Source organism: Acidobacteriota bacterium, assembly GCA_016713675.1.
In the GTDB taxonomy this organism is placed as follows: domain Bacteria; phylum Acidobacteriota; class Blastocatellia; order Pyrinomonadales; family Pyrinomonadaceae; genus OLB17.
In genome coordinates, this window is record JADJOS010000001.1 from 1,349,356 (window position 1) to 1,375,464 (window position 26,109).

Annotated in this window: 22 protein-coding genes and 1 tRNA gene; 9 read left to right on the forward strand and 14 right to left on the reverse strand. The window is 53.1% G+C overall.

All coding sequences use genetic code 11. The features are described from left to right. Nucleotides 1-49: 49 nt before the first annotated feature. The 6 genes from asnB to IPK01_06165 form a co-directional block, all read right to left on the reverse strand. Nucleotides 50-1,945 (reverse strand): asparagine synthase (glutamine-hydrolyzing), encoded by a 1,896-nt coding sequence (gene asnB, locus IPK01_06140; GenBank protein ID MBK7933071.1) that lies wholly within the window; start codon nt 1,943-1,945, stop codon nt 50-52. 86 nt (nt 1,946-2,031) lie between these two features. Beyond that, nucleotides 2,032-3,003 (reverse strand): glycosyltransferase family 2 protein, encoded by a 972-nt coding sequence (locus IPK01_06145; protein MBK7933072.1) that lies wholly within the window; start codon nt 3,001-3,003, stop codon nt 2,032-2,034. 15 nt (nt 3,004-3,018) lie between these two features. Continuing rightward, nucleotides 3,019-3,846: a class I SAM-dependent methyltransferase gene (locus IPK01_06150; protein MBK7933073.1), complete on the reverse strand. Its 828-nt coding sequence runs from the start codon at nt 3,844-3,846 to the stop codon at nt 3,019-3,021. A 9-nt stretch (nt 3,847-3,855) separates the two neighbouring features. Next, the gene (locus tag IPK01_06155) at nt 3,856-4,497 is read right to left on the reverse strand and encodes a hypothetical protein (protein MBK7933074.1); all 642 of its coding nucleotides are present in this window, start codon (nt 4,495-4,497) and stop codon (nt 3,856-3,858) included. 82 nt (nt 4,498-4,579) lie between these two features. Then, nucleotides 4,580-5,575, reverse strand: coding sequence for a methyltransferase domain-containing protein (locus IPK01_06160; GenBank protein MBK7933075.1), 996 nt, complete (start codon nt 5,573-5,575; stop codon nt 4,580-4,582). A gap of 77 nt (nt 5,576-5,652) precedes the next feature. Further along, entirely contained in the window at nt 5,653-6,108 is a 456-nt protein-coding gene (locus tag IPK01_06165; protein MBK7933076.1) for a hypothetical protein, read from the reverse strand. 117 nt (nt 6,109-6,225) lie between these two features. Between IPK01_06165 and IPK01_06170 the strand changes: the two genes are divergently transcribed. Beyond that, nucleotides 6,226-7,071, forward strand: a complete 846-nt coding sequence (locus IPK01_06170) for a thymidylate synthase (GenBank protein ID MBK7933077.1) — start codon at nt 6,226-6,228, stop codon at nt 7,069-7,071. Here IPK01_06170 and IPK01_06175 read toward each other — a convergent pair whose 3' ends face one another. From IPK01_06175 to IPK01_06185, 3 genes are all read right to left on the reverse strand, one after another. Next, nucleotides 7,072-8,301: an OmpA family protein gene (locus IPK01_06175; GenBank protein ID MBK7933078.1), complete on the reverse strand. Its 1,230-nt coding sequence runs from the start codon at nt 8,299-8,301 to the stop codon at nt 7,072-7,074. Nucleotides 8,302-8,379: 78 nt separating this feature from the next. Next, complete coding sequence (locus IPK01_06180) at nt 8,380-9,282, reverse strand: VWA domain-containing protein (protein ID MBK7933079.1); 903 nt, start codon at nt 9,280-9,282, stop codon at nt 8,380-8,382. A gap of 7 nt (nt 9,283-9,289) precedes the next feature. Then, complete coding sequence (locus IPK01_06185; protein ID MBK7933080.1) at nt 9,290-9,595, reverse strand: zinc ribbon domain-containing protein; 306 nt, start codon at nt 9,593-9,595, stop codon at nt 9,290-9,292. 105 nt (nt 9,596-9,700) lie between these two features. Between IPK01_06185 and IPK01_06190 the strand changes: the two genes are divergently transcribed. After that, nucleotides 9,701-10,306 carry a lipocalin family protein gene (locus IPK01_06190; GenBank protein ID MBK7933081.1) on the forward strand — a complete coding sequence of 202 codons (606 nt, stop codon included), beginning with the start codon at nt 9,701-9,703 and terminating at the stop codon, nt 10,304-10,306. Nucleotides 10,307-10,320: 14 nt separating this feature from the next. On the opposite strand, the gene trxB is transcribed toward IPK01_06190, so the two are convergent. Further along, nucleotides 10,321-11,301, reverse strand: coding sequence for a thioredoxin-disulfide reductase (gene trxB, locus IPK01_06195; GenBank protein MBK7933082.1), 981 nt, complete (start codon nt 11,299-11,301; stop codon nt 10,321-10,323). 173 nt (nt 11,302-11,474) lie between these two features. Here trxB and IPK01_06200 point away from each other — a divergent pair, with 173 nt between their 5' ends. From IPK01_06200 to IPK01_06215, 4 genes are all read left to right on the forward strand, one after another. Further along, complete coding sequence (locus IPK01_06200) at nt 11,475-11,840, forward strand: PilZ domain-containing protein (GenBank protein ID MBK7933083.1); 366 nt, start codon at nt 11,475-11,477, stop codon at nt 11,838-11,840. 126 nt (nt 11,841-11,966) lie between these two features. Beyond that, nucleotides 11,967-12,749: an enoyl-CoA hydratase gene (locus tag IPK01_06205; GenBank protein ID MBK7933084.1), complete on the forward strand. Its 783-nt coding sequence runs from the start codon at nt 11,967-11,969 to the stop codon at nt 12,747-12,749. A 498-nt stretch (nt 12,750-13,247) separates the two neighbouring features. Next, nucleotides 13,248-13,324 (forward strand) — tRNA-Ala (locus IPK01_06210). 121 nt (nt 13,325-13,445) lie between these two features. Then, nucleotides 13,446-13,952, forward strand: coding sequence for a hypothetical protein (locus IPK01_06215; protein ID MBK7933085.1), 507 nt, complete (start codon nt 13,446-13,448; stop codon nt 13,950-13,952). A gap of 120 nt (nt 13,953-14,072) precedes the next feature. Here the strand turns inward: IPK01_06215 and IPK01_06220 are convergent, their stop codons facing one another. Both IPK01_06220 and IPK01_06225 read right to left on the reverse strand, forming a co-directional pair. Then, nucleotides 14,073-15,350 (reverse strand): cellulase family glycosylhydrolase, encoded by a 1,278-nt coding sequence (locus tag IPK01_06220; protein MBK7933086.1) that lies wholly within the window; start codon nt 15,348-15,350, stop codon nt 14,073-14,075. Between the two features lie 263 nt (nt 15,351-15,613). Beyond that, nucleotides 15,614-18,622: a VCBS repeat-containing protein gene (locus tag IPK01_06225; protein MBK7933087.1), complete on the reverse strand. Its 3,009-nt coding sequence runs from the start codon at nt 18,620-18,622 to the stop codon at nt 15,614-15,616. Between the two features lie 175 nt (nt 18,623-18,797). On the opposite strand from IPK01_06225, the gene IPK01_06230 reads away from it, so the two are divergent. Next, a complete protein-coding gene (locus tag IPK01_06230) occupies nt 18,798-20,999 on the forward strand; it encodes a DUF1800 domain-containing protein (GenBank protein ID MBK7933088.1) in 2,202 nt (733 codons plus the stop codon). Nucleotides 21,000-21,011: 12 nt separating this feature from the next. Next, nucleotides 21,012-22,430 (forward strand): DUF1501 domain-containing protein, encoded by a 1,419-nt coding sequence (locus tag IPK01_06235; protein ID MBK7933089.1) that lies wholly within the window; start codon nt 21,012-21,014, stop codon nt 22,428-22,430. A gap of 565 nt (nt 22,431-22,995) precedes the next feature. On the opposite strand, the gene IPK01_06240 is transcribed toward IPK01_06235, so the two are convergent. Both IPK01_06240 and IPK01_06245 read right to left on the reverse strand, forming a co-directional pair. Then, nucleotides 22,996-23,616, reverse strand: a complete 621-nt coding sequence (locus IPK01_06240; GenBank protein MBK7933090.1) for a PH domain-containing protein — start codon at nt 23,614-23,616, stop codon at nt 22,996-22,998. A gap of 134 nt (nt 23,617-23,750) precedes the next feature. Continuing rightward, complete coding sequence (locus IPK01_06245) at nt 23,751-24,599, reverse strand: lytic transglycosylase domain-containing protein (protein ID MBK7933091.1); 849 nt, start codon at nt 24,597-24,599, stop codon at nt 23,751-23,753. Nucleotides 24,600-24,861: 262 nt separating this feature from the next. Here IPK01_06245 and IPK01_06250 point away from each other — a divergent pair, with 262 nt between their 5' ends. Further along, on the forward strand, nt 24,862-26,109 hold the full coding sequence (locus tag IPK01_06250; protein ID MBK7933092.1) for a magnesium transporter: 1,248 nt from the start codon (nt 24,862-24,864) through the stop codon (nt 26,107-26,109).

The following is a 26,109-nucleotide window of genomic DNA, read 5'->3' on the forward strand; positions in this document are numbered from 1 at the left end:
TGGGCGTATCAATTAACTCAGATAAAGCGACCTTTGTACGCACAAAGTTCTAAGGTAGAAAATTATCATACCAAAGCTGAAAAACGAGCAGCGTCCACAGCTGTTTGTGATGCGAGGCCCGACCTGACTCGTGCTCGCGGATCAGCATTTGAACGTATTCCGACCTGAACAGTCCTTGCTCACGCAATCTTTCCAGCGACAGCAAATCGTGCATCAGCGGATTAAGCCGGCCCTTGAGCCATTCGGCAATGGGAATGCCAAACCCTTTCTTGGGACGATGCAGAATCGTTTGAGGCAATAGACCATCGACCGCTTTCTTCAGAATATACTTGCCGTTGCTGCCTTTAAGTTTATATTCGATCGGCAAGGCCGCGGCAAATTGTACGACCCGCGGATCGAGGAATGGTGCCCGCGTCTCGAGTGAAACTGCCATCGCAGCACGATCGACCTTGGTCAAAATGTCCTCGGCCATGTAGTAATTCATGTCGAGAAACTGCATCTGCTCGATCTCGTCGGCCGCATCGCAAAGTCCCAGCATTTCACGCGGCCCGCGATAAATGTCGCCGTCGGACGCGCTAAGTATTTCCGGTGTAAGCAGCTGCAATTGTTCATCTGTCGAAAACGAACCGAACCAAGAATGATGCCTCTCGACCGCCTCCAGATTAGCCGCCCGTACAAAGCGTTTCGCCTTGTAATCGAACGACATATTCTCGGTCGAGACCGGGAGGGCTCGCACCGTGGGCTCAATAACAGCTGTGCGCAAAAACTTCGGGATCGACCGGTAAGTCTTCGCCACCTTATGTGCGTAATACATCGGATAGCCCGCAAATATTTCATCGCCGCCGTCCCCGCCAAGGGCGACCGTGACGTGTTTTCGGACGAACTGTGCGAGCAAAAATGTCGGTATCAGCGAACCATCGGACATCGGTTCGTCGAGCCAGGTTCCGATCTCGGTGATCAGATCTCCAGCGGTTGTCGCGCTTAATTGTTCCTCATAATGTTCGGTATTTAGGTGTTTTGCGACCTGTCGTGCGTACTTGGTCTCGTCAAACGAATCTTCCTCAAAACCGATCGAAAATGTCTTAACCCGCTCGGTCGCGTGATGCACCGCGAATGCCGCAACTGTCGACGAATCAATGCCGCCTGAGAGCAAAATCCCAAGCGGAACATCAGCCACAAGGCGCATTCTGACAGCATCGGAGAGCAGATCTTTGAGGTCGGATGCGGCGGCATCGATCGTCGGTTTCGTCGCAGGCTTTTCGAACGTCTGATTCCAATAACGTCGGATCTTCAACTCGCCATTCTCAACGGTCATCATATGCGCGGCCGGGAGTTTTGAGATGCCTTTGTAGATCGAATGCGGGGCCGGAACGTAGTCGTATGAGAGATATTGCCGTAGTGCGTCGAGGTTCAATTCCGGATTGACCGACGGATGCGCTAGGATCGCTTTTGGTTCGGAGGCGTAGATCAATTTGCCGTCAAAAACGCCGTAGTAAAGAGGCTTTTCGCCAAATCGGTCGCGCGCGATGATGAGCTTTTTTCGCCGGGTGTCCCAAAGCGAGAACGCGTACATTCCGTTCAGATGATCGACCAGATCTTCGCGGTACTCGTCGTATAGATGCGGCAGAATCTCGGTGTCCGACCTAGTTGTGAATTTGTGGCCTTTCTTTTCAAGTTCATCGCGTACTTCGCGATAGTTGTAAAGCTCGCCGTTCATCATCACGACAACCGACTTGTCCTCGTTAAAGACAGGCTGGTCGCCCGTTTCGAGATCTATCACCGATAGCCGCCGCATTCCCAATGCAACCGTGTCGTCCAACCACGAACCCTCAGAATTCGGCCCGCGATGAACGATCCTGTCACACATTGAGTGAAGTACATCCTCGCGAACTTCCGTCGAGTTGTTAGATTGTTTCAGGTTGATCCAACCCGCAATTCCGCACATATAAAAACAATTAACCGCTGATAAACGCAGATGGACACAGATATGAGAACCAACAAGATCTGTGTTAATCTGCGTTCATCTGCGGTTCAATTCTTAAATCCGATCCGTTCTCGCACAGCATATATCGCCTTGTCCTGGGACTCATGATAGGTTCGAACGAGCAGTTCGGCGAGCAGGCCCATCAGGAAGAATTGAACTGAGATGGCGAGCATCACGACGGCAATGACCGGCAACGGCGTGAGTATGAATGAGACGGCGTACGCGAGTTTCAGCACGATCGCCCAGACACCGGCAATTAGCGAGATTAGGAATGCGATCATCCCGAAACCACCAAAAACATAAAGCGGTTTAGTATGGTATTCGGCCATGAATTTGATCGTGATCAGGTCGAACACGACCTTGATAGTTCTCGAAATTCCGTATTTCGATTTGCCCATCGTGCGGGCGTGATGATCGACCGGTATCTCTGTAACGCGGGCACCGGCCCAGGCGGCGTAGATCGGGATAAAGCGGTGCATCTCGCCATAGAGCCTCACGTCCTGGATCACATCGCGGCGATACGCCTTGAGCGAGCAGCCATAATCGTGCAGGTGAACGCCGCCGATCCACGAGATGATGCGGTTAGCTATCTGCGAAGGTATTTTCCTTGAAATTAATTTGTCCTGCCGGTTCTTTCGCCAGCCGGAGACGACATCGTAGCCTTCGTCCAGTTTGTCGAGCAAGCGTTTAATGTCAGCTGGATCGTTCTGTAGATCGGCGTCCATCGGTATCAAGATGTCGCCCTTGGCAGCGTCGATCCCCGCTGACATTGCCGCCGTCTGACCGTAATTTCGCCGCAGCGAGATCACGCGAACCCGCTCGTCCGCCGCTGCGATCTCCTTTAATATCATAAGGCTGGTGTCCGTCGACCCGTCATCAACAAATATAATCTCCGCCGTCCGCCCAAGCGCGTCCAATGCCGCCGAGATCTTTGCGTGCATCGGGCGAAGGTTTTCCTCCTCATCAAGAACAGGAAGAAACAGTGAAAGATCCGGATTGACGTTTTCTGGTTGATTCATCTAAAAGAGCTAATTCTAACAGGTTGGACAGAATAAAAGCCGATCGAAGCTCATCATCATGGACATCCGGCGCATCCTGACACTACGTCTTTTTGCGACAACGACGATAGATACACCAAAGGGAAAGTTCAACTTTCGCAGCCAAAACCGTTCGGCGGCAAAGAGTTTGCCGAAAACGCCATTCAACGCCGAAACATTGATGTTATTCTCGGAGTTCGGTTTGAGGCCAGTCAGTTTCATAAGAACGCGACCGCCGAGGATCGGGGCGAAGAACGTCCAGTTGGCGAAAGTCGCACGCTCGATCGTGTAGCCCGCCTTTTCCAATCTTTCAACGATCTGCTTTTTCGTGTATCGGATGCGGTGATTCGAAATATCGTCCTGCACGCCCCATAGCCACATAAACGCTGGCACAAAGAAAAGTGAATAGCCGCCGCGTTTCGTCACACGTAACATCTCCTTTAGTCCCGCTACGTCGTCATCCAAATGTTCGACCACATCAAGGGCCGTTGTCAGATCAAATGTCTCATCCACATACGGCAAGTTCTCAGCGAGCCCTTTCTGCACTTTCAAGCCCTTGAGCCGGCAAAATTCCAAGGCGTCATCCGATACATCCACTCCCTCGGCCTCGCCAAATTTCGATAACATTTCAAGATTCGCTCCCGTTCCGCATCCCACATCCAAAATGCGGAGTGAGGAATTCGGGGAGCCAAGTTTCTGGGCAATTGGTGTGATAAAACTCTCAAGGATCGCGCGCCGGCCGACAAACCACCAATGCGAGACCTCGATCTCGTCCATGATAGCGTATGTATGCTGCTGCATTTCCTGTGGCAAAGTTGCATTCATAAAAAGATCCTAAACCACTATCCCCATCATTTGACTTGCCGTTTTTCCGTGATTCCCGTCGAGTGCGAGGCCGTAGCTCTCTAACAGCCGCTGTTTGATGCCGTCGTCACTGACTGCACATTCGCCGCCGTCGGCGGTGCAAAGGATCATCAGTTCGAGGCCTTCGTCAGTATATTCCGGCTTGCCGATGCAGAGCATGTAATCGCCGGCGGTTTTGTGAGCTTCCCATTCCATCTCATAGAGCGTTGGGTTAAATATGCCGATCGGGTTGTAATCGGCGTTCGAAAGGCTTTCCAGCGTCTGAGCAAAATCGTATGCGTGACGGCCTTCGTGGACAAATGTACCTTCGCAGCCGCGTTGGCCGCCGGTGTCGATCGTCTCTTCCGCGATCGATATGTACACCTCACCGAGGGCCTCGCGAAGGTTCAGACGCTCCGTCATCAGCTTAAAATTGGTCCTTATCGGGCTGATCAGACCCGTTATCCCAGAGGCATTTATCTCGCCCACCGGCTGCACGCGCACCAACATGTTCGAAGCCATGAACTCGCTCATCATCAGCCGATGAAAATCATTCCCCTTCGCCAAGATCGTCGCAAAAGCATCCTCGACCGACTTGCGGTATCTGTTATCGATATCTTCATCAAACCTCATAAGGGTCTTCTGCCACAGATCTACACCGATAAGCACAGATCAAATCCGTTTTCACATTTCTATATCTGTGTTTTATCTGTCGTTAATTTATTCTCCCGAATCCGCACCAGCTATTCTCATTATGCCAGATGATCGAAATGTCCTTCGCCTTTATTTCTTCCCACCATGACGCGAAATCGTTTTTTGAGATATAAAACGCCGTCGGAGCAACGAGGTGGTCGAATACGATATTGTGCTGCTCCCGCCAGCCGAAGGTGCCGAGGTGGTTGAGGTATTCGTTGTAAAACAGTTTGTTGGCGATCGGTTTTGAAATGGCGTTGAGCGGACGATAGAAGAGCTTTGTCGTCAGGAAAACGCTAAGCGTCGGCAGCTTTGATAGTTGATAGAGCAACGGTTGGCTGATCTGCGATGTAAATCCATTTCGCACCGGATCGACATAGTTCGTGATCCACTCGTTGTTCTCCGCACCGTAGACCCAAGCCGAGATATGCCCGCCTTTTTTCACTTTTCCGGCAAGCGAAACGAAAGCCTTTTTTGGCTCCGGCGTGTGATGCAGCACTCCGACGCTGAATGCATAATCGAACACTTTCTTGAACGGTAATCTATAGATATCGCATTGAACGATATGTGCATTCGGCATTTCCCGCGTCATTGCAAATGCCGTTTCGACTCCGTCACCGAGATCGATACCAACAACTTCTGTTGCTCCCCACTCGGCAGCGAGCTTCGTGTGACGGCCCTTGCCGCAACCGCCTTCAAGAATGACCTTGTTCTTGAAGAACTCGCGTGTTACGGGTTGCAGCCAGCCAAGAAACTGCTCGTTATACTTCGGGTCCTCCTGGGTAAAATTGGTCCATTGCCAACCAAAATTCTCCGCCGTCGCGGCCTTGTCGTCCTCGATTTTCGCGAGATCGATAAATCGAGGCACCCCGCGAACGACCTTGTATTCGCGTGTGCATTTTTTACACGTCAGCACACCCTCGATTATCTCCCGACCATCATATTTGCTCGCATACGCGAGCAAAATATCACCGCCGCAGGTTGGGCATGCCAAAATATCTAGTAATTTCTCTTTCATAGGAAGTTTGGCCACAAATTACACGAATGACACTACTAGGTCGAAATCAACCTTCGTGCTATTCGTATGATTCGTGGCTAACTAACTCTTTTCTTAAATTCCTCGTATTCGGTAAACGGAAACGGTTGGCGCCAATTGAATTCAAATTCGTCCGTTTCGCGGTCGGCGTATAGCTGGTCAAATGTCACGGCAAATGCCTCGCAAACGTTTTCAGCACTGTCCAAATGCGTGAAAACCAATTCGCGTTCGGCAAATGAGCGGTCGTCGGTCGGATACTGATAGATCTGCAAAAGCATCTTGTCGCCTTCGCGGACGAAACGAAAATCAAACTCCTCCGGATCGCGGTTCCATTTGAGCGAGCGTTCTCGCGGACCCGTCGAATCGCCCGAAAGCTCAGTCAATATCCGCATCAGCTCGGGCAAAGCCCCGGCGTGCGGAGCATGCGCGGTCGTCGTGTGAAACTCCGTCACACCATCGTCAAACCCGATCGACATCCATCCGCATTGCGGCGAGTTAAAGCTGACTTCAAGCATACTAGTAAATAGTGAATCGTAATTAGCAATTAGTAAAGCGAACCAAGATCTATCGGCACGGCAACAATTGACCTGCTTCTATTTACTATTCACATTTCACGAATTACTATTCACTAAGTGCAGCAATATCATAACCTGTTAAGACATATTCTCGATAACGGTGTCCGGCACGAGGACCGTACAGGCGTCGGGACGATCTCGACGTTTGGTTATCAAACACGGTTCGACCTTCGCGAAGGCTTTCCGATCGTGACGACCAAACGCGTACCGTTTCGCTGGGTAGCCGAAGAGTTGTTCTGGTTCCTGAGCGGCAGTACAAGCGAGCAGGAGCTAAACGAATGCGGCGTCGACATCTGGGCCGAGTGGGCAACTGAGGAACAGACAGCGAGATTTGGGAGGGGAATCGGCGATCTTGGGCCGGTGTATGGCTACCTGTGGCGTTCCTTCGGCGGCGATTATCCGCAGACGAATGGCATTGATCAAATCGCACGTTTGATCCGCGAGATCGAGACCAATCCAAATTCGCGACGGCTGTTGGTGAGCGGCTGGGATCCGCGTGTCTGCGACGACGTTGCACTGCCGCCGTGCCACACGCTGTTTCAGTTTAAGGTCGAAAGCGGTCGTACGCTTCACTGTCAGCTCTACCAACGCTCGGCGGACGCATTCCTCGGCGTGCCGTTCAACATCTCAAGCTACGCACTGCTCACGCACCTCGTCGCCCACGTAAGCGGCCTCGAGGTTGGCAATTTTATACATACTTTCGGGGACCTGCACATTTACTCAAATCATCTCGATCAGGTAAACGAACTCCTGAGTCGCCAACCGCTCGAACTACCGAAATTGGAATTTGTCGACGCAGAACCCCTTACGGGCTTCGACGGCCTGCTCCATTTCAAATTCGAGAATCTTAAGCTGCAGAATTACGAAAGCTACGGCAAGATCGCAGCCCCGGTCGCGGTTTGATCATTTCTTGACGACCGAATATTCGATACGTCGATTACGATAACGACCGTTGTCGGTGTTGTTGTCGGAGTCGGGACGTGGTTTCGTAGCGCCGTAGCCGCGGGTTTGTAGAGTTGTGTCCGAAACACCGAATTTTACGAGCGCGTTCTTTACGGCCGCAGCACGAGCGTCCGATAGAGTTTGATTTGATGCAGGCTGGCCGACATTATCGGTGTGTCCGCCGACCTCGAGGACTACGCCGGCGGGCAGTTTCTTGATATATCCCGCTCCTTTTTGCAGAGCAGCGAGACGAACGGGCGGTACGTCAGATTTGCCGCTGTCGAAATTGATTATGAGAATGTTGAGCGCCTTGACCAGATCCTCGACCGTGAATGGATCGGGGAGAGCATCGAGTGCCGAGTTGTAGCACCGTTCGGCCTTGTCGTCGTCGCCCTGCTTGAAATTGACGCAATCGTCCGTTGCCTTCGCCGCCACCGCCGTGCACCGGGCGATGATCGGTTCGGGATCGACGCCGTTATTGCTCGTCACACGCCGCGATTCGCACGTGTAATTGGGATGGATCACCTGTATCTCACGCTCGCCCGCTTTCAGGTTCTGCAGGCGGAATGAGCCGTCTTCGTCGGTCACTCCGAGCGGCGAACCATCCACCTGCACGGAACTTCCTGGCGGAGCACCTTTGACCGTCACCTCAAAACTAGTATCCCTAAAGATAAACAGGTAAACGACTGCCAGGATGATGATCGCGAAAAAGAACATCGTCATCAGCCCCGCCGCAACCCAGACCCAACCCGGAACACCGCCCTTTTCTTTTGCCTCCTGCTGTTCCTGTGTAGCTTTTTCGGCAGGCGTCGGCGGCAGGTCCTGATACTTGGCGCGTTCCGTCTCCGGTAGCTGAAAGTAGGGCGTGGTCTTGTCATAACCCTGGCTGCCGCCCCCGAAATCATCCGGGTTGACGCTCACATTTGCTTCGGTCACGCCCCATTCAGGCGTCGATGGAGCTTTGGCACCGGGATAAAATGTCTTTCCGAGATCCTGGTTCCCCGTATCGATCGGCCTGATATTTATCTGCGTTTTGCCCCACTCGTCGGCTTCGGGCTGTTTTGGAAAGTTGTAATTGGTCTTGTCCCAGTCATTTGCGGGAGCATCGCTTTGAGGCAAACGAATATTCGGCGTAGTCTTTTCAAAATCGTCCGCCGGAGGTGGTAGTGGAATTTTGTTGTCTTCGCTCACTTTTCGTCAACTCCCGACATTTCGAGTCCAGGATATCGTCAAGAATTATGAGTTTAACACAAACCGAATTGCGAGCGTCTATTTTACGTTTGGCGGTTGAGCCGTCTTGGTGCGGATGCTGATGCCTTCGTCGCCGATCAGAAAAAGCTTGCGGGCGTCGTAATTGGAAGTGTTAGTCGGAACATAAGAGAGTAAATAACGGTTCTTCCTTAGTTCGTCGCAAATCGCCTTGGCAGCCGTCGTTGCTTCGTCAAATTGAAATACCTTGCCGCCCGTGCCTTCAGAAAGCTGTGTGATAACCGCCGGGGCCTTTGGTTGATCTCGTCTGTATGCTCCGCCGGTGCGGTCGGCTATCTGCAGTGAATACAAAGTCACATTCTGATTCTGCAGCTTGTTTAGGGCGAGGTCGAACGACGTTTTGCTGCCGCGGTCGAGCCCGTCGCCGATCAATACTATCGCGGTCTTGCGCGTTCCCGGCATCAGCGGGACCAGTATCTGATCGACCGTAGCTTCGATCGCGTCAAAGAGATATGGATTACCCTTCTTTCGAAATGTGGCGAGCGACGTCTCCATTTTCTTCGCGTCGTCGGTCCATTCCTGGATGATCTCGGCCTTTTCGTCGTACGCGACGACAAACAACTGGTCCCCGTCGAATATCTCGTAGGTAAATTCCATCACGGCCTTTTTCAAGGCCTCTATGCTGGTCGGGAGCGTCTGCGAATTGTCGACGAGAATGACAATCTTGGATGGCGAAGGGTCGAAGCTAAAGTTCTTGATCTTTTGCTCAATACCATTTTCGTAGAGAAAAAGGTTTTCAGCTCTTATCGGATCGCTTTTCTTATCTTCTCGAAAAGCCGCGACTGTGACAATGGCCCCGTCAAAATCGACCCCTTTCGTATTGTGCCTCGACTGACCTGCTGAATTAAACGCAGAAGCCGCAAATGCGATCAGGACAAATATCGATTTCGCTACACTTCTCATTCTACCGTCATTCTTTGGTCGGCTTTGCTGCAGTTTCCGTTTTTGGTGTTTCGCTCGTTTTGTTTGATGCAGTATCTGCGGATGCGGTTGATTCGGTCGACGAACTTTTTTCGCCGCCTGCCGCAACACCCTTCTTACCGGCGTAATCGGTCACGTACCAACCCGCACCTTTGAATTGAAATCCCGACAGGGACCATTGCTTTTCGAGCTTTCCGTGGCACTTTTCGCACGAGGTCAATGGCTCGTCCGAAACGCTCTGACGCTTTTCATAGTGTTCGCCGCACTGCTGACATTTGTATTCGTAAATAGGCATAATTGCTGCACTCAAAAATTACCGATCGGTATAATAATATTATAGACCAAAATCCAAACTCCAACTCGCATCGAATTGATAACGGAGGTTATTTAACCAAATATTATGAAAAACCCTTTCAGATCCCCAATAGTAATTATTTTAATGTTCACCGTGTTTGCTGTCGGCTCGTCACTCACGGCTCAAACTACCGCGAAGCTTCCCGAACTCAAGCCCGTTGCGAGCGTCGACTTATCCCGATACGTTGGTAAATGGTACGAGATCGGCAAGTACCCAAATCGGTTTCAAAAACAGTGTGTCGCCAATACAGCTGCCAACTATACGATGAAATCGAACGGTAAGATCGAGGTCCGCAATGAGTGCACTCTCAAAGACGGCCGGATCGAAACGGCTATTGGCGAGGCCAAGATCGCCGACAAAAAGACAAACTCAAAACTAAAAGTTAGGTTCGCCCCGCCCGCACTCTCATTTCTGCCGTTCGTTTGGGCGAATTATTGGATCATCGACCTCGATCCCGAGTACGGCTATGTCGCCATCGGCGAACCGAAACGCGAATATTTCTGGATCCTGTCGCGCAACTCTTCGATGGATGACGCCCTTTATCAGACGATCCTGCGGCGTGCCGAGGCGATGGGCTTTAACCCGGCGAAGGTAGAAAAGACACCTCAGAACGCTGAGATTCTAAAGGGTACCGTAACTGTAAAGAACTAGTTCAATCGCGGCGGTCAACTGCCATGTTCCGCGAGGAACCGCTCGGCGTCGATAGCCGCCATACAGCCTGTTCCGGCGGCCGTAACCGCCTGACGATAGTACGAATCCTGGGCGTCGCCGCAGGCAAAGACGCCCTCGATATTTGTCTTCATCGTCTTGCCTTCGGTTATCAAATAACCGACGTCGTCCATATCGAGAACGCCTTTGAAAAGGTCCGTGTTCGGCTTATGGCCGATCGCAATAAAGACGCCCTGCGTCGGAAAGTTGCTCGTTTCGCCGGTCTTGATGTTTCTCAAATTAACGCTTTCGACGCCTGCAACTTTTGAACCTAGGATCTCGGTGATCTCGGTATTCCAGACGACGTCGATCTTATTGTTTGAGAGCACTCGGTTCTGCATGATCTGCGACGCCCGAAACTCCTCACGCCGGTGAATGAGTGTCACGCTCGACGCAAATTTTGTCAGGAACAGAGCCTCTTCCATCGCGGTATCGCCGCCGCCGACCACGACGATCGGCCGGTCGCGAAAGAAAAATCCATCACACGTCGCACAAGCGGAAACACCATTTCCACCGAAACCATTGGGCACGGGATCTTCGCCCGGCACACCGAGCCATTTTGCCGAAGCTCCCGTAGAAATGATCAACGAATCGGCCTCGATGATGGTTGTGACCTCCTCGGAATCCTGGCTTTCCTTCCCGTACAACTTGAACGGCCGCTCGGTCAGATCGAGGCTGTCGATCCAGACATTGACGATCTTGGTTCCGAACCGCAGGGCCTGTTCGCGAAATTCGTCCATCAATATCGGGCCCATTATTCCCGACCTAAAGCCCGGATAATTCTCGACCTCGGTGGTTATCGTCAATTGGCCGCCTGGCTGCGGACCGTCGATCACCAACGGATCGAGTTGTGCCCGCGACGCGTATATCGCCGCGGTCAAACCGGCCGGCCCCGAACCCAATATCACTACTTTGTGTCTTAAATGCGTCTCCGCCATATCAATTTACCTGATGCCAAAGTACTGTAAACTTTGGATTTTCCTATTGTTATAGTATAACTATCGATGAACTAATTCGTCTATTTCCTCTCGGAAAAGAAATTGTAGCCTTTATGGCGACGTGACTCGAGTTTTTGCCCGGCAAACAACCGGTTTGCTATACATTAATGTCTATGCAGCCTCAATACGAGGAAAAACGGTTTGCTCTCAGAATGGCGCTTAGGCTGCCGATCGTCGTTTCCGGCCGGGCCGACGACGGAGCAACCTGGAGCGAACCGACCGAGACCGACGACATTTCGACCATCGGAGCTCTCTTCCAACTGAATCAAAAAATTGTTCAAGGCGACAACCTCTACATTCGATCGCATCGCCCCGACGGCGTACCGGTCGAGGTTAAGGCACAAGCTGTTCGCCTGACGCCGGCCAGCTACGGTACGACACGCGTCGGCGTCTCGATCGTTGAGCCAAAAGAAAGCTGGATGCGCCTCTTCGTTGCCTGGGTCGCCGACGACAACGTGATCGAAGGCGTGAGCGAATAGATATTTTTGATCCTTTTCGTGTCGTTTGGTCTGTTTCGTGGTTGTTATTTCCGGTTCTCACACGCGATGAGAAACAAACAACCCGATTCCAGCAACCAACACGCGGCAAGCGTGTTTAATGATTTTATGTCCACATACGAAACAATCACCGTCGAAAGACGTGGTGCCGTCGCACTGCTTACCATCAATCGCCCTGACAAGCTAAACGCGCTCAATAAGACCGTTCATGCCGAAGGCGTCGCTGCCCTCGATGAATTGCGGCAAGATGACGACATCCGCGTACTGGTAATTACCGGTGCAGGCGAAAAATCGTTCATCGCCGGCGCCGACATCAGCGAATTTGAGGGCCAGACGCCGGTCACGCAGCGTGACCTGTTTCACGAAAAGACATTTTTCAATTCGCTCGATTCATTTCCGAAACCGGTCATCGCGATGGTCAACGGGTTCTGCCTCGGCGGCGGCAACGAACTCGCGATGGCATGCGACATCCGTATCGCGAGCGAGACTGCACGGTTCTCACAGCCTGAGATCAATCTCGGCATCATGTGCGGCGGCGGCGGCACACAACGCCTTACCAACCTCATCGGTGAAGGCCGTGCAATGGAAATGGTCCTCACCGGCGACATGATCGACGCGGCGACGGCCCATCGCTTTGGCCTCGTCAATCACATCTATCCCGCAGCCGAACTCGAAGCCGAAACGATGAAACTCGCCGACAAGATCGCCGAAAAGGCTCCGATCGCACTGCAGCTTTCAAAAGAAGCGGTAAAATTCGCTTCCCGATCCAACCTCGACGAAGGCCTCCGCCGCGAAGTAGACCTTTTCGCCATCTGTTTCTCGACCGAAGACAAAAAAGAAGGCGTCACGGCGTTCCTGGAGAAACGAAAACCGGTGTTCAGAGGCCGTTGAATTGATAGTGCGAACGCAGGCGGTGTCGCCATAAATTCTCTCATTTGTCCCGCTTGTCCCGCTATCGTCCCGCACCTTATTCCTGCCGTGCGGGACAGGTAAACTGTTGTTTTTATTGGCGTTAGAGCTTTGCCAAACGCTTATACCGCATTATTTCAAAAAAAACGTAAGATAATGTCTTACAGCCGCGTAACTCCTCCAGCTAATCGTGTTACTAAATTCGGCGTCTACTGTATGGGGCGATCCCCTACGGGACGAGGTTTTGCGGTTGTGATCCGGAAACATTTACCTGCGAACCATAGAACCTAGCGTTTGTATTCAGTTATCAAAGAACCTAGTCCTAGCCAATGGACTAATCTCATTATATCAAAACTGTGTCGTAAATTGGGAAAAATATTATAGACGCAACAAAGACAACTACTATCATTATCGGTTACGTGCGAGAACTTGACCGTTAGCAACATTTTCGCTAAATTCATAAGTTCCCGTTCCGTAAATGGGGACGTAGCTCAGTTTGGCAGAGCGCTGCAATGGCATTGCAGAGGTCAGGGGTTCGACCCCCCTCGTCTCCACCATTTTTATGAAAGAGGTTGTCCGTAAGGGCAGCCTCTTTTCAATTTTTGGCTGATAGCAACGCCGCAACGGATTTATCGCTCTAATATTTACCGGACTCGTCCGACAATTATTGAGGTACTAATGAAACTGAATTTCCGGAGAATATTTCTGTACGCCACGGCCGTTTTTACCGTTTTTGCGATCGTATCGGCAACCACGCCGACGGCACTTGCGAAAGGAGTTGTTTACAACGTCGAACAGGTAGTTGCAGATGGCGAAAAATCAAAGGAAACAGACGCCGACCTGACGATCGAGCAAACGACAATGGAGGTCGCCCCCGACAAGCAAAAATACAAGTCGCTCGGCAAAAAATTCGCCTTTGCCGACATCAAGGCCGTCGAATACTCATATACCAAGAAACCCGTGCTCTCGATCGGCGGAGCCGTCGCGACAGCTCTGCTCGTCAGTGTTCTCATCGGCATCCCGCTGCTATTCGTCAAGAAAAAGAACCACTGGGTCACCATCCGCACCGAAACTGATTTTGCCGTCCTGAAACTCGGCCGCAGCAACTTTCGCCAGATCCTAGCCGAATTCGAAACCCACGGCGTCAAGGTAAATCACGTCGAGGAAGAAAAGAAGAAGAAGTAATTGTCGAGGTCAGGAATAAAATACGATCTCTCTGGCCTCTGCGATTATCTCGGTGACCTCCGCGTGGAAGATCATTATCACTTTTCCACGCAGAGATCACAGGGATAAATTGAATAGCAGTCATTTGGGGAGGCGTTTTTGAGCCGCCTTGATCGCCATCCAAGTTGACTTATCGCTGTCGAAGACTGAGTTAAGGCCTTGCTCTTCCATTGGCGGGTCGCCCATGCGGTCGTCGCCTACTTTCCAGAATAACTGTCCCGTGACCGGCCGTGCGGTGCCGCCAAATACCCAGAAATTGGCTCCGGAGATGTTCTGTTTGCCAATTCGCGAAAGTATTTTTTCGTAATATTGATCGCGCAGTTTCGTGGTCGACGACACGTCAAATGATTGTCCATCACGCGGCAGGCCAAATTCTTCGATAACCAGCGGCTTGCTTAGTTTCACGGCGACGGCGGCGTTGTCGTCGATGTATTTTTCGGTCTTCTCAAGTGCTCCAGCAAATCCGGCTGCCATTTTGCCGTTTTCAAACCAGCCCCAGTTCTTAGGCCAGATGTGGATCGTCAGGTAATCGACGTTCGGATCGGCATGGACCGTTTCGAAGAGCTTGATGTCTTCGGTACCGATCCAGCCTTCGTGGCCGAGCGTGACGAGGTGCACTTTGTCGAGGGCCTTTATCGCAGCCGTCGTCGCGGCGAGCCATTTGGAGTATGCATCGTTCGCCGCGGGGCGCATCGGGCGTGGTTCGTTGGCAACCTCCCAGGCCATGATAGTTGGGTCCTCGATATATTTCTTGCCGGTGATCTTGTTGGTGCGGCCAAGCACGAATCTCATTTGCCGGTCATAGCCCTCAATGCAGTCCCTGCACGAATAGAATTTTGCCACGATGTCGCGCAGTTCATCCCAGGTCGGTTTTTGCGTCAGCCATTTGCGGTTGACGATGCCGTTCCAGATCAGATATTGCTGAAAACCGCCGCTCCATTCCCAATTATTGCTGAGGAAAATGACGGCTTTCATCCGTCGTTTCGCCATCTCGTCTAAAACGATATCGAGCCCGTCGAGCACATCAGGATTGAACCGTCCATTGATCGCCTGCAGCGGCGGGCCGACGCGTTCGATACCGTTCAATGGCCCGGTTCCCTCGGCACCGGCCATCAGCCGCAGATTCGTGACCCCGTTCTTTTTTAGAAGATCGAGTTCCTTTCGCAATCGCTCGATACCGCGTTTCTTATCCTTCTCGAGACCAAGCAAACTGCCGTACCAGTAGTTCGTCCCGACAAACCGGTATTCTTTCCCATCTGCGTAGAGCTTGCCTCCCTTCGCCGTCACAAATGTCTGTCCGGCAGCTCCCAACGCCGAAAACACCAAGATCACGGCAAGCAAAAGCAATCGATTTCGCATAAACGTATCCTCGCAAATCCCGAACCCGGCCGCAACGGAGTGCGGACGCCCGTGCTCGGGTACTCAACCGTGTTAGCAAAGGTAAACTCAATCAACGCGGTACGGACCGTAAACTCAATGAGAATCTCAGCTACAAATATATTCCGTATGTACCAAAATTTGAAGGCGAGGCGTGAAATACAAGGGTGGCTTTTTCAATAGATGAGCAAACGAGCCGTCCGAAATACAAACATTTCGGACGGCCGTTTAGGATCAGATCAATATCACTGAGAAGTATATGCCGCGGGAATGACAACGTCGCCGCTGATGCCCCAAAAGTCGACGCGAACGGTGCCTGTCGCCGAATTTAAAATGTACCACACGCCCCCGCGGAAAACAGCGACGTCAGCCTTGCCGTCTCCGTCATAATCGGCCGCTGCCGGCACGTCGCCCGATGCACCAAATCGAATGGCTCCGTAGTTTGTCGCAGGGTTTGTCGAAGTGTACCAAGTGCCTGTCGAAGGGCGAAATACTGCTATATTGTCGCGTCCATCACCGTCGAAATCGGACGGAACGACCACGTCCTCAGGCAACCCGAAGTACGGGCAGGCATTAGAAGAACCGTTTCCGCTGAACCGCACACAAATACGACGATCCGGCCCGATCGCAAGCGTTGTTGCCAGGTCCATGCGTCCATCGCCGTCAAAATCGCCGGAGAGCGGTGAATCAGTAGTCGTTAGACCGAACTGAATGACCTGCACCGACGCATCGCTCGAACGCTGTATGTACCAATTCAATTCCGCAGCGCGATAGACCACAAGATCGGCTTTGCCGTCACCGTCCGTATCGCCGGGGATCGGATCATCCCCCGCGAGTCCCCAATAGTCGATCCGAACCGTGTTTGTTTGGCTCTGAAGTAGATACCAGACGCCGCCGCGGTATATAGACAGGTCCGTTTTTCGATCGCCGTCGAAGTCGGCAGGCGCGATCGTGTCGGATGAAATGCCGAACGGCACCGCAAAATAGGAAGCGGCCACGCCTGAATTCAAGACCCACCAGACGCCGCTGGCTGGCCGGTAAACGGACAGATCTGCTTTGCCGTCGCCGTCAAAATCGAATCTGCGGCCCGAGGCCCCGGCTTGATTTATTGTGACCGTTTGGCCGCTGACGAAGACGGATGTACTGCGGGAATTGGAACTAGTATTCGGCAATACGTTGAATGTTACCGTTCCATTACCCGTCTGAGACGGTGAGGAAACGACCGTCCAGGCGGCTCCGCTTGTCGCCAAATACGTGCAAACGCCTCCGGCGGTCACTGCAATGGCGCCGCTGCCCCCGGCCGGACCGAAATTGACCGTTGATTGGCTGACCGATGTCGGACAACCCGAAGGCTGCTGGACTTGAAATGTCTTGGTGATCACGCCGTTAGATACCGTGATCGACCCTGAACGAGGTCCTCCGAAATTGGGTGCGACCGAGAACTGAACGGTCGCGTCGCCATTACCGCCGGCCGAGGAATTGACCGTAAGGAAGCCCGACGCAGACGTGGCGGTCCACGAACATGCCGACGGCATACTGATCCCAAACGAGCCGCTTCCGCCGGTCGTCGGGAATGACTGTGCCGTTGGACTCAAAGTGAAGTCGCAAGCCGTCGTCGAGGCAGTAAGCGTGAGATTCCAGCCGCCGGCGATACTGCCGACGTTGTTGCCGGCATCATCGACGGCATACAGCTTCCAAAGGCCGTTGGGGGCACTGCCGTAGAATGCACCCAGCGTCGGACCGGTGGGCGTGCCCTGCGGAGCAGGCGCCGGAAAAGTATCGCCGGCTTCATAATTTGAGGGTTTGAATGTTCCCGAAGAAAGCGTAGTCGAATCGGGTAAACTCGATGCCGCAGCATCATCGAACGTCAAATTAAGGCCGCCGGCTTCGTTCGTTCCGCCGGCGTCGGACATTAATATTATGTGTCGACCGTTTGGTGCAACGAGCATCACATCGACATCGTCAGGTGCAGTATGGCTGAGATTTGAAAGAGAAACGACGACTTTCGTTACCGTGCCCAAAACACCGGCGACAAGCTTTTGCGACGGGTACGGATCCGCCATACCTGTCGCCTGCAGCCCGATAGCGTCGGGGCTGCTCTGAACCGAAATGCTCCATCCGCTGGAAATACTGCCGGCATTTGAGCCATTGTCATCGACCAAATAAAGCTGCCAGTTCCCGTTCGGTGAAATGCCGTTAAATGCAGACAGCATTCGGCCGATCGGAGCACCTGCCGGTGCAGGCGCCGGAAAAGTGTCGCCCGGCTCTAGATCGGTCGGCTTAAACGTGCCGCTGCTCAGGATCGTCGAATCCGGCAGCGACGCGGCGGCCGTGTCGTCGAATACTAGATTAAGGTTTGTTACTGCATTTGCTCCGCCCACATCAGACATCAGGACGACCTTATTACCGTTAGGACCAACGAGGATCAGATCGACATCATCGGGTGATGCATGACTGAAATTTGTTAGATTGACCTGAACGCCGGTGACGAGGCCCGGCTGATTTGATACATTGATCTCCGACGGGTAAACAGAAGCCGGGCCACTTACCGGGATCGCGATCGAATTGGAGTTGATGCCGGAGATCGCATTGGTGATCTGGACATTGTCGATCCGCCATCCGTTTCCGCCCTCCATCGGATCCGATCCGAAACGCCAACGCAGCCGAATGCTCTGATTCGAGGTGCTGACGGGAAGATTGATCTCGGTAGTAACGTATGTCACCGAATCGCCCGTCCACGCCTGCCGTCCGCTGAGCGAACCGCCGACAAGCGGCGTGTCATAACCGCCGGTGACAAAGGTCCCGCCGGCCGAAATTATGTCGGTAAATGCACCGCCGCCGATACTCAGTTCGAGGACTCCGCCATCGAATTCGTAGTCCAGTTGATAACGCTGCCTAAATATGAGTTTATGCCTGATATTACCCAGAGAAATGCTCGGAGACGTCAATGAGGCGTCGCCACCCTGGAACGGGTCATTAGTAAACACCGAATTCGGGGCACTGTCCGGTATTGTGTCAACGGTGGCGAATGGCAAACTTGCTCCGCTTGCCGTTGTGGTCCAACCCGCCGGAAGATTAGGAGCAGAGACACCATCAAAATTTTCACTGAATACAACTACGGCCGGAGCAAGATCGCTGGACTGAGCACTCGCGGGCGTGGAACGGTAAGTCACGAAAGCGATCGCAGCCGTGATCACCGCAAACAATAACAGTGTGGACAATATACCGATCCTATTGATCTTTCGGTCTCTCATTTAGTTATTTCAGGTCCAAACGCACATTTTTCGACAGGTATCGTAGGATTATCATCTTTCCCGCAAAATTTCGCAACACTTTAGGGCTTTTCAAACTCGGGCAATATCCTGTATATTCGTATACATTAGTCCACAAAATCGATAAGCAGCCCGTTTGATCACAGAGAGCCTGGTTATGCCGAATCATCAAATCGCTTTTAGCCGAAAGTCATACCAATTACTATTACCGGCTATCGCTTTGGCCTTTCTGATCTTGATGGCCGTCAACAATGCATCGGCACTTGCTCTGCCCGAGGATGCTCCGGTGTTGATCAGCGAAGCGGGTTCGACCCGAGCCCTTGTGACCGCCGATGGGTCACCGATCGAGGTCGTTAAACCGGGAGTTCATGATCTAGTCACGTTCTACGTTACAAATCTCGACCTGCTGAACGGCGAAGGAGCAAACGCGTTTCGCGTCGAGGTTCAGGATTCGCGCTATTACCGGTATCCGTTACAGATCGTTTCGTTCGAGCGGTCGGCGACGCGAAAGCAGATTTACGAGTTGAGCGTCAGAATGTCCGGAATAAATGAACTCGGAGATGTTCTGGTCCGCTTGACCTGGCGCGGAATGTCCAGCAACCGGGTCCGCCTGTCGATCGGTCATCGCGGCGGCAAGATCGCTGATGACGAAGGTTCGATGCCTACTCCGATGCCCGGAACTGAGCCGACGTCTAGGCGCCGGATCGCTAATCGTGCCGACTTTCCCTGGAGCGGCGACCGCGTCAGATTCATGTCGCAAGCGACTTTCGGAGCAAATGCCGCGACTGAGTTAAAGATCCGTCGGCTTGGATACAGCACCTGGCTCGAGCAGCAAATGGACGAGCGTAATTTTCTGACCTTCACATATCCCGATCTCCCGCTGCAGCCGACGACCCCGGTCCCGACTTGCGACGGCGATACACAGCCGACCGATGTGCCGATAACGTGTTTCCGCGACCGTTACACAATGTATCCGCTGCAGAATTGGTTTTATAAAGAGGCTCTCTACAACGAAGATCAGCAGCTCCGACGCCGAGTTTCGTGGTCGCTTCACCAGATACTGGTCGTTTCGGGCCGGACGACGATCCAACCGAGCCGGATGCTGCCGTATATCCAGATACTTGACCGAAACGCATTTGGCAACTTCCGCACTCTGCTCGAAGAGATAACGCTTAATCCGGCAATGGGTAATTATCTCGACATGGCGATCAGCACGGATGAGAACCCAAACGAGAATTACGGCCGCGAGATCCTGCAGCTGTTTAGTATCGGGCTCGATATGCTCAATCAGGACGGCACGCCAATTCTCGATAATAACGGCAACCGGATCCCGACCTATAACCAAGGGACGATCGTAAACTTTGCCAAGGTATTTACGGGCTGGTCGTACTGCAATCAGACCTGCGGCAACTCGCAGCCGGGCATAGTCAACTACCGCGACCCAATGATCGTGACGCCCGCTAATCACGATTTTTCGAGTAAAACGCTATTGAATTATCCGGGTTCGTCACCGGTAGTGCCGGCCGGGCTTGATCCCGCCGATGATCTTGACGCGGCACTCGACAACATTTTCTATCATCCGAATACCGCTCCGTTCATAGGCAAATTGCTGATTCAGCAATTGGTAACGAGCAATCCGACGCCGGCATATGTCGGGCGTGTCTCAGCGGTTTTTCGCAATAACGGACAGGGTGTTCGAGGCGATCTGAAGGCCGTCGTTCGGGCGATCCTGCTTGATCCTGAAGCTCGAGGCAACGTGAAGACCGATCCGAATTACGGTCATCTTCGCGAGCCCGTTCTTTATCTGACCAGCGTTTTGCGGCCGTTCAATCCGACGGCGAATAATAATATTTCGGTGCCTGCCAGTTGTAACGGGCTGTCCGACGGTGCGATCAACACACTTACACTGCCGCTCGATCAGGATGTGTGGAATCCGCCAACCGTCTTTAACTATTATCCGATGGAATATACGATCCCGAACACACCGCTTGCGGGGCCTGAGTTCCAGATATTTTCTACCGGTACGGCCCTCAAACGGCCTAACGCGATCAGCCAGTTCGCCCCTGCCAATTCGGCTGCAACGGGCGGTATACTTGCCGTTTCGGGTGCCGCATCGAGTATTCCGTGCGGGACTCGGATCGACCTGACCCGGCTGCAGGATCTCGCCGCTGCGGACACCACAGGCGGAACGCTCGTCGACACACTGAATCGGGAATTGCTCAACGGTTCAATGAATCCGGCAGTTCGAACACAAATATTAAATGCCGTTACGGCCGTGACATCGACGAATACGCTAAAGCGGGCACGCACCGCTCTGTATCTGGTTACGACATCACCGCAATATCAGGTGCAGAGATAAGATAGGGACGTTATGAAACAAGACCGGCGAGACTTTCTAAAACGATCATGTGCGGCATTGTCGATGACGGCAATGGCCACACAAATGCGGCATTTCGGTCTCGTTGATGTGCTGGCCCAAAGTAACCGTGACGAATCGGACTCAGGCGCCGAGGATTACAAGGCTCTCGTTTGTGTGTTTCTGAACGGCGGTAACGACGGCAACAATTCGGTCGTGCCGAATTACACGGCCGGTTATGCTCAATATGCCGCGGCCCGGCAGGCACAGGGTTTGGCGATCTCGCAGGCGAGTTTACTGCCGATCACGCCGCCGAGCATGGGCGGGCAGGTTTACGGATTTCATCCGGCGATGGCCGCTCTGCATCCGCTGTTTGGACAGGGCAAATTAGCTGTTGTCTGCAATGTCGGCTGCCTCGTGCAGCCGCTGACCCGCGAAACGTTCATCGGCGGTGCTCCGCGTCCGTATCAGCTTTTTTCGCACCCTGATCAGGTCGAACAGGCCCGCACGGCGATCTCGAGCTATAAATCAACGACCGGTTGGGGAGGCCGCACGGCCGACCGCACCAGCACTCAAAATCCCGGCGGCGGCATACCGATGGTCACCTCCATTTCGGGTGCGACGCTCTTTAATATCGGTGCTAATACCGCTCCGCTCGTGGTCTCGGCTTCGCCAACGCCGCTCAATCAGGTCCTGTCACTGACCGGTTTTGGCACTGCGGCGGACGAGCTTGCCCGGCGGGCATCGATGGACAACATTCGCGGGCTCGACCAGAATTTCACGATGGTCCAACAAGCGAGTCAATTGACACAGCAGGCGATCGCTGCGAGCCAGGCACTTAGCACGGACCCGGTATTGACCGTCGATTTTCCGGCAACGACGCTTGGCAATCAGCTAAAACAAGTCGCCAAACTGCTGAAGTTTCGGGCTGGGCTGAATATGCGGCGGCAGATCTTTTATGTCGAGCTCGGCGGATTTGACCATCACAGCAGCCAGATCTCACCGCACAACAGCCTGCTCACTCAGGTCAGCCAGGCGGTCAAGGCATTTTACGACGAGACCGTTGCCCAGGGAATCGCCGAGAACGTGACGACATTTACTCTCTCTGATTTTAACCGGACGTTCAACCCTGCGGGGTCCGGCAGCGGCGTCGGATCGGACCATGGCTGGGGCGGGCCTTCATTCGTTGTCGGCGGAGCCGTGCAGGGCGGCAATTTCTACGGTCGGCCGACCTCGAACGGCACATTCGTACCGACGCTGGTCAACGGCGGTCCGGACGATGCGGACGTTCGCGGACGTTTCATACCGTCGGTCTCGGTCGAACAATACGCTGCGACCCTCGCTCGCTGGTACGGCCTGGCGGAGGCCGACATCCCGCTTGTCTTTCCGAACATCAATAATTTCTCGACCTCAAATCTCGGCTTCATGGTGTAGTCAAAAATACGTTTTTTGGGGGAGGACCAAACGTGTATTTTTCACCACTAATTTAAATTGTGGTACGTACCACAATTAGATCAACAAAATTGATGAAAATTCAGTAAAATGGCGTTCTGCAACAGTTTTTAGAGGGCCCTGCGACAGTGTTTTACGGGGCTTGCGACAGTCAAAAGCGGGGTTAGCGACAATAAAAAACGTCCTTGCGACGATCCAAAAACGTGTCCTAAAAACTGTCGCTGGCTGCCTTGGCCGCTGTCGCTGTCCGGATAAGACAATTTCCCCATCGCCAGCCATCACTGCCAACCAAAATGCGGAATAGTGACGATTTGGCCGCAGTGGATATGTCTGACAGGAACAACCGATCCGACCGGGCTGACCGATACCACTATTCGTAGAATTCGATCAGCGTTCATAACCAAAAACATATGGTTGAGCCGGTGTTCTGAGGGTCAAATTTTGAGGGGAAAGATCGAAATGACGATTCTGACCGGCGCCGATCATCTTGACAGAGCGATCACTGCCCGAATCGCCCCTCCAACGCTGAGGTCACATTCGTGTCCAACTACTTATCCAACAATCTCATCTGCTTCAGCAAAATGTCGGCGTATTTTTGAGGCGTGTTGATGTTCTTGAGGACGATCGTGCCGCCCTGTTCGCTGGCGTTGTCGACGACGAGGTCGCCAAAGCCGAGCAGACGCTGGGTTATCGAGGTGGTGACGGTAACGTCCTGGATCCGGCGGATCGGGATGTTTTGGGTCGTGCGGGCGATAAAGCCCGAGTCGATCTCGATCTTGGTGTCAGTGAGTGTGTAGCGAACGAGACGCTGCCGGACGTGATAATAAGCCGGGACCAGGAAGAAGCACAATCCTAGCAGTACCCACGCGATCGCCGTTATAGACGTAAACAGAATACTAAAAACTGCCACGAACAAGATCGCGGCGAGTGCGGCGATCACATAGCCCGCCTTGACGAACATCAGCGTCGGCGAGATCGAAAAGATCTGCGGCTCTTCGCCGACGGCAGATACTTTTGATTCGATATCGGCACGCAGATCTTCGACCGGTTCGGCGACGGACTCGCGAACCGCTACGCGCGTTTCGATCTCATGCTCGATCGCCACGCCGCATTTTCTGCAAAATGCAGCAGTTTCAGAATTATCGGCCCCGCATTTGTCGCAATACATAATATTTGTTCAGCAATAATACCGCAGTTCCCGATTTCAAACAAAAAAAACGCGGCCAACGCTTGTTGGCCGCATGTCCTTTGGACTAGTGGAGAAGAGACTAACTCTTACGCTAGGTGAAAGCTTGTCCAGATCTAATCATTTACCAGACGCATACGGCCGTCTGCCAACCTTATGGCCATCGTATTCGGTTCGTAAACGATGAGCGGCCGCGTTTCTTTCTGTTCGAGGTTGGCGGCGGTCGTATTGCTGACGCGTTTTACCTGCCGTGCATACGAAGGATTTGAGATCGTGCTGTAGCGTGCCGAGATGCGGCGGACGTATTCACGCGTCTCGTTGTACGGCGGGATCGAATTGCCGTATTTCATAACGGCACCTTCGCCTGCGTTGTAGCCCGCTAATGCCAGATTGACGTCCTGTCCGAACATGTTGAGCAGCATACGCATGTATTTCACGCCGCCCTCGATGTTTTGTTTCGGATCATAGATATTGGTCACGCCGAGACGGCGGGCCGTTGCGGGCATGAGCTGCATCAGGCCGCTGGCACCCTTGTACGACAGGGCCCGCAGCTTGAACGACGATTCCTGATGCATCTGTGCGTAGATCAGGAGCGGGTCGATGTTGTAACGGCGGCTCGAATCGACGATGTACGAATCGATCGTGGCGTCGCCGGTCGTAAAGCCTTTCATTCCGGAACTAGTGCCCATCCGGAGAGTTTCGCGGGCGTACGAGTCTTGCGGTCTGGCAAAGTTGTCGTTGACGCTCATCGTTGCCTGGGGCTTGGGCTGAGACTTGCCGGTCTTTTTCGTCAGTTTCTTGCCGGTGGCCGTATTCTTGGCAGTTACCGCCACGGCCGTATTCGGCCGGTAAACTTGAACGCCGCGTGACGTATCAAAATTATCAAAGAACCGTGGGCGATCCTGAGCAAAGGTGGGAATGCTGAGGAAGCACAAGCAGGCTAGAATCAGGTGTGATCTTTTCATTGGTAGGTGTTTTGTCGGACGGGTATAGGCAAGGTCGAGGCAGCCGCTCAAGGCTTTTTCTCTCGCCTACTTATATAAAAATGAGCAAGACGAGTGAGTTTCCACAAAATATAACGATATTTAACATTGTTATTTTGTGCGTTCGTGGTTAGGTGTTAATTGCCGGTCGCGAAGAGCGGAAATCGGTCGTTGAGCATGATAAATACCACGAATAAACAACAACGAACCACGAACAATGACCTTGTGATAATCTATCGTTGTGATGCTCTACGTTTCGCAAATTTTGAACCGGCCGATATTCGACGCCCGCAATGAGAAGATCGCGGTGATCGCGGACGTGCTCGTACGTTACGGCCGCGAGGAGCATCCGCCTGTGATCGGGCTGGTCGCACGATATCGCCGTCGAAATTTCTTTATGCCGCGGCGAGACATCTCGGAATTGGGGTTGCACGGAGCTAAGATGAGCTCGGCGATCCTCGACCTGAGCCCGTTCGTGCGGCGTGACGGCGAGGTTCTGCTCGGAAAGGACGTGCTTGATAATCAACTGATCGATGTCGACGGCAAGCGTGTCGTTCGAGTCAATGATGTTCAACTTATCGAGGCCGGCAATCTTTGGCGTGTCACGGGTGCGGATATCAGCCTGCAGGGGTTTGTCCGGCGGTTGATGCCTCAGGGGTTTTTCGGCAGCAACCGTCCCGTCGAAGTGATCGATTGGGCCGATGTCGGCTATCTCGCGACCGATACGACGACCGTCACGGTGCAGCTCAAATCATCAAAAGATAAACTCTCGCGGCTGCATCCGGTCGAGATCGCGCAGCTTGCCGAATCGCTCTCGCCGATACATCGGACCGAGGTCGTCGAAAGCCTCGATGACGAGTTCGCCGCCGACACTTTGGAAGAGATGTCCACCGAAGCGCAGGCACGTATCCTCGAAGACATGGACGAGGAACGCGCGGCCGATATTCTCGAAGAAATGTCGCCGGACGATGCCGTCGATGTGCTGGACGAGATGGACGACGAAAAGAGCGAGCAGCTTTTCAATCTGATGGAAGAGGATGAAAAAGCTGACGTGGCCGAGCTGATGGCGTTTGAGAATGACACGGCAGGCGGCCTGATGACAACGGAATTCATCGTCTTTCCGATGGATCTGACCGTCGGCGAAACGATCGCCCGCTTGCGCGAAATGGCCGAGACGCCGAACATGATCTACTACCTGTACGTGGTGGATGAAGAAGATTCGTGGAAGATCCGCGGTGTTATCAGTCTGCGTTCGCTGATACTCGCAAATCCGACGTTCAAACTGTCAGAGGTGATGCGGACCGAATTTCGTTTCGCTCATCCGTCCGAACCTGCCGAGGAAGTCGCCCAGACGATCTCAGAATACAATCTGCTAGCCCTGCCCGTGATCGACGACGAAGGCGACATCGCCGGGATCGTGACGGTCGATGACGCGATGGAGATCTTACTGCCTAAGAATCTGCAGCGGCGGCTGCCGCGGTTGTTCAGCTAG

Coding starts and splice junctions, on each gene's coding strand:
- asnB (MBK7933071.1), bottom strand. CDS start 1,945: ATGTGCGGAATTGCGGGTTGGATCAACCTGAAACAATCTAACAACTCG.
- IPK01_06145 (MBK7933072.1), bottom strand. CDS start 3,003: ATGAATCAACCAGAAAACGTCAATCCGGATCTTTCACTGTTTCTTCCT.
- IPK01_06150 (MBK7933073.1), bottom strand. CDS start 3,846: ATGAATGCAACTTTGCCACAGGAAATGCAGCAGCATACATACGCTATC.
- IPK01_06155 (MBK7933074.1), bottom strand. CDS start 4,497: ATGAGGTTTGATGAAGATATCGATAACAGATACCGCAAGTCGGTCGAG.
- IPK01_06160 (MBK7933075.1), bottom strand. CDS start 5,575: ATGAAAGAGAAATTACTAGATATTTTGGCATGCCCAACCTGCGGCGGT.
- IPK01_06165 (MBK7933076.1), bottom strand. CDS start 6,108: ATGCTTGAAGTCAGCTTTAACTCGCCGCAATGCGGATGGATGTCGATC.
- IPK01_06180 (MBK7933079.1), bottom strand. CDS start 9,282: ATGAGAAGTGTAGCGAAATCGATATTTGTCCTGATCGCATTTGCGGCT.
- IPK01_06185 (MBK7933080.1), bottom strand. CDS start 9,595: ATGCCTATTTACGAATACAAATGTCAGCAGTGCGGCGAACACTATGAA.
- IPK01_06190 (MBK7933081.1), top strand. CDS start 9,701: ATGAAAAACCCTTTCAGATCCCCAATAGTAATTATTTTAATGTTCACC.
- trxB (MBK7933082.1), bottom strand. CDS start 11,301: ATGGCGGAGACGCATTTAAGACACAAAGTAGTGATATTGGGTTCGGGG.
- IPK01_06200 (MBK7933083.1), top strand. CDS start 11,475: ATGCAGCCTCAATACGAGGAAAAACGGTTTGCTCTCAGAATGGCGCTT.
- IPK01_06205 (MBK7933084.1), top strand. CDS start 11,967: ATGTCCACATACGAAACAATCACCGTCGAAAGACGTGGTGCCGTCGCA.
- IPK01_06215 (MBK7933085.1), top strand. CDS start 13,446: ATGAAACTGAATTTCCGGAGAATATTTCTGTACGCCACGGCCGTTTTT.
- IPK01_06220 (MBK7933086.1), bottom strand. CDS start 15,350: ATGCGAAATCGATTGCTTTTGCTTGCCGTGATCTTGGTGTTTTCGGCG.
- IPK01_06225 (MBK7933087.1), bottom strand. CDS start 18,622: ATGAGAGACCGAAAGATCAATAGGATCGGTATATTGTCCACACTGTTA.
- IPK01_06230 (MBK7933088.1), top strand. CDS start 18,798: ATGCCGAATCATCAAATCGCTTTTAGCCGAAAGTCATACCAATTACTA.
- IPK01_06235 (MBK7933089.1), top strand. CDS start 21,012: ATGAAACAAGACCGGCGAGACTTTCTAAAACGATCATGTGCGGCATTG.
- IPK01_06240 (MBK7933090.1), bottom strand. CDS start 23,616: ATGTATTGCGACAAATGCGGGGCCGATAATTCTGAAACTGCTGCATTT.
- IPK01_06245 (MBK7933091.1), bottom strand. CDS start 24,599: ATGAAAAGATCACACCTGATTCTAGCCTGCTTGTGCTTCCTCAGCATT.
- IPK01_06250 (MBK7933092.1), top strand. CDS start 24,862: ATGCTCTACGTTTCGCAAATTTTGAACCGGCCGATATTCGACGCCCGC.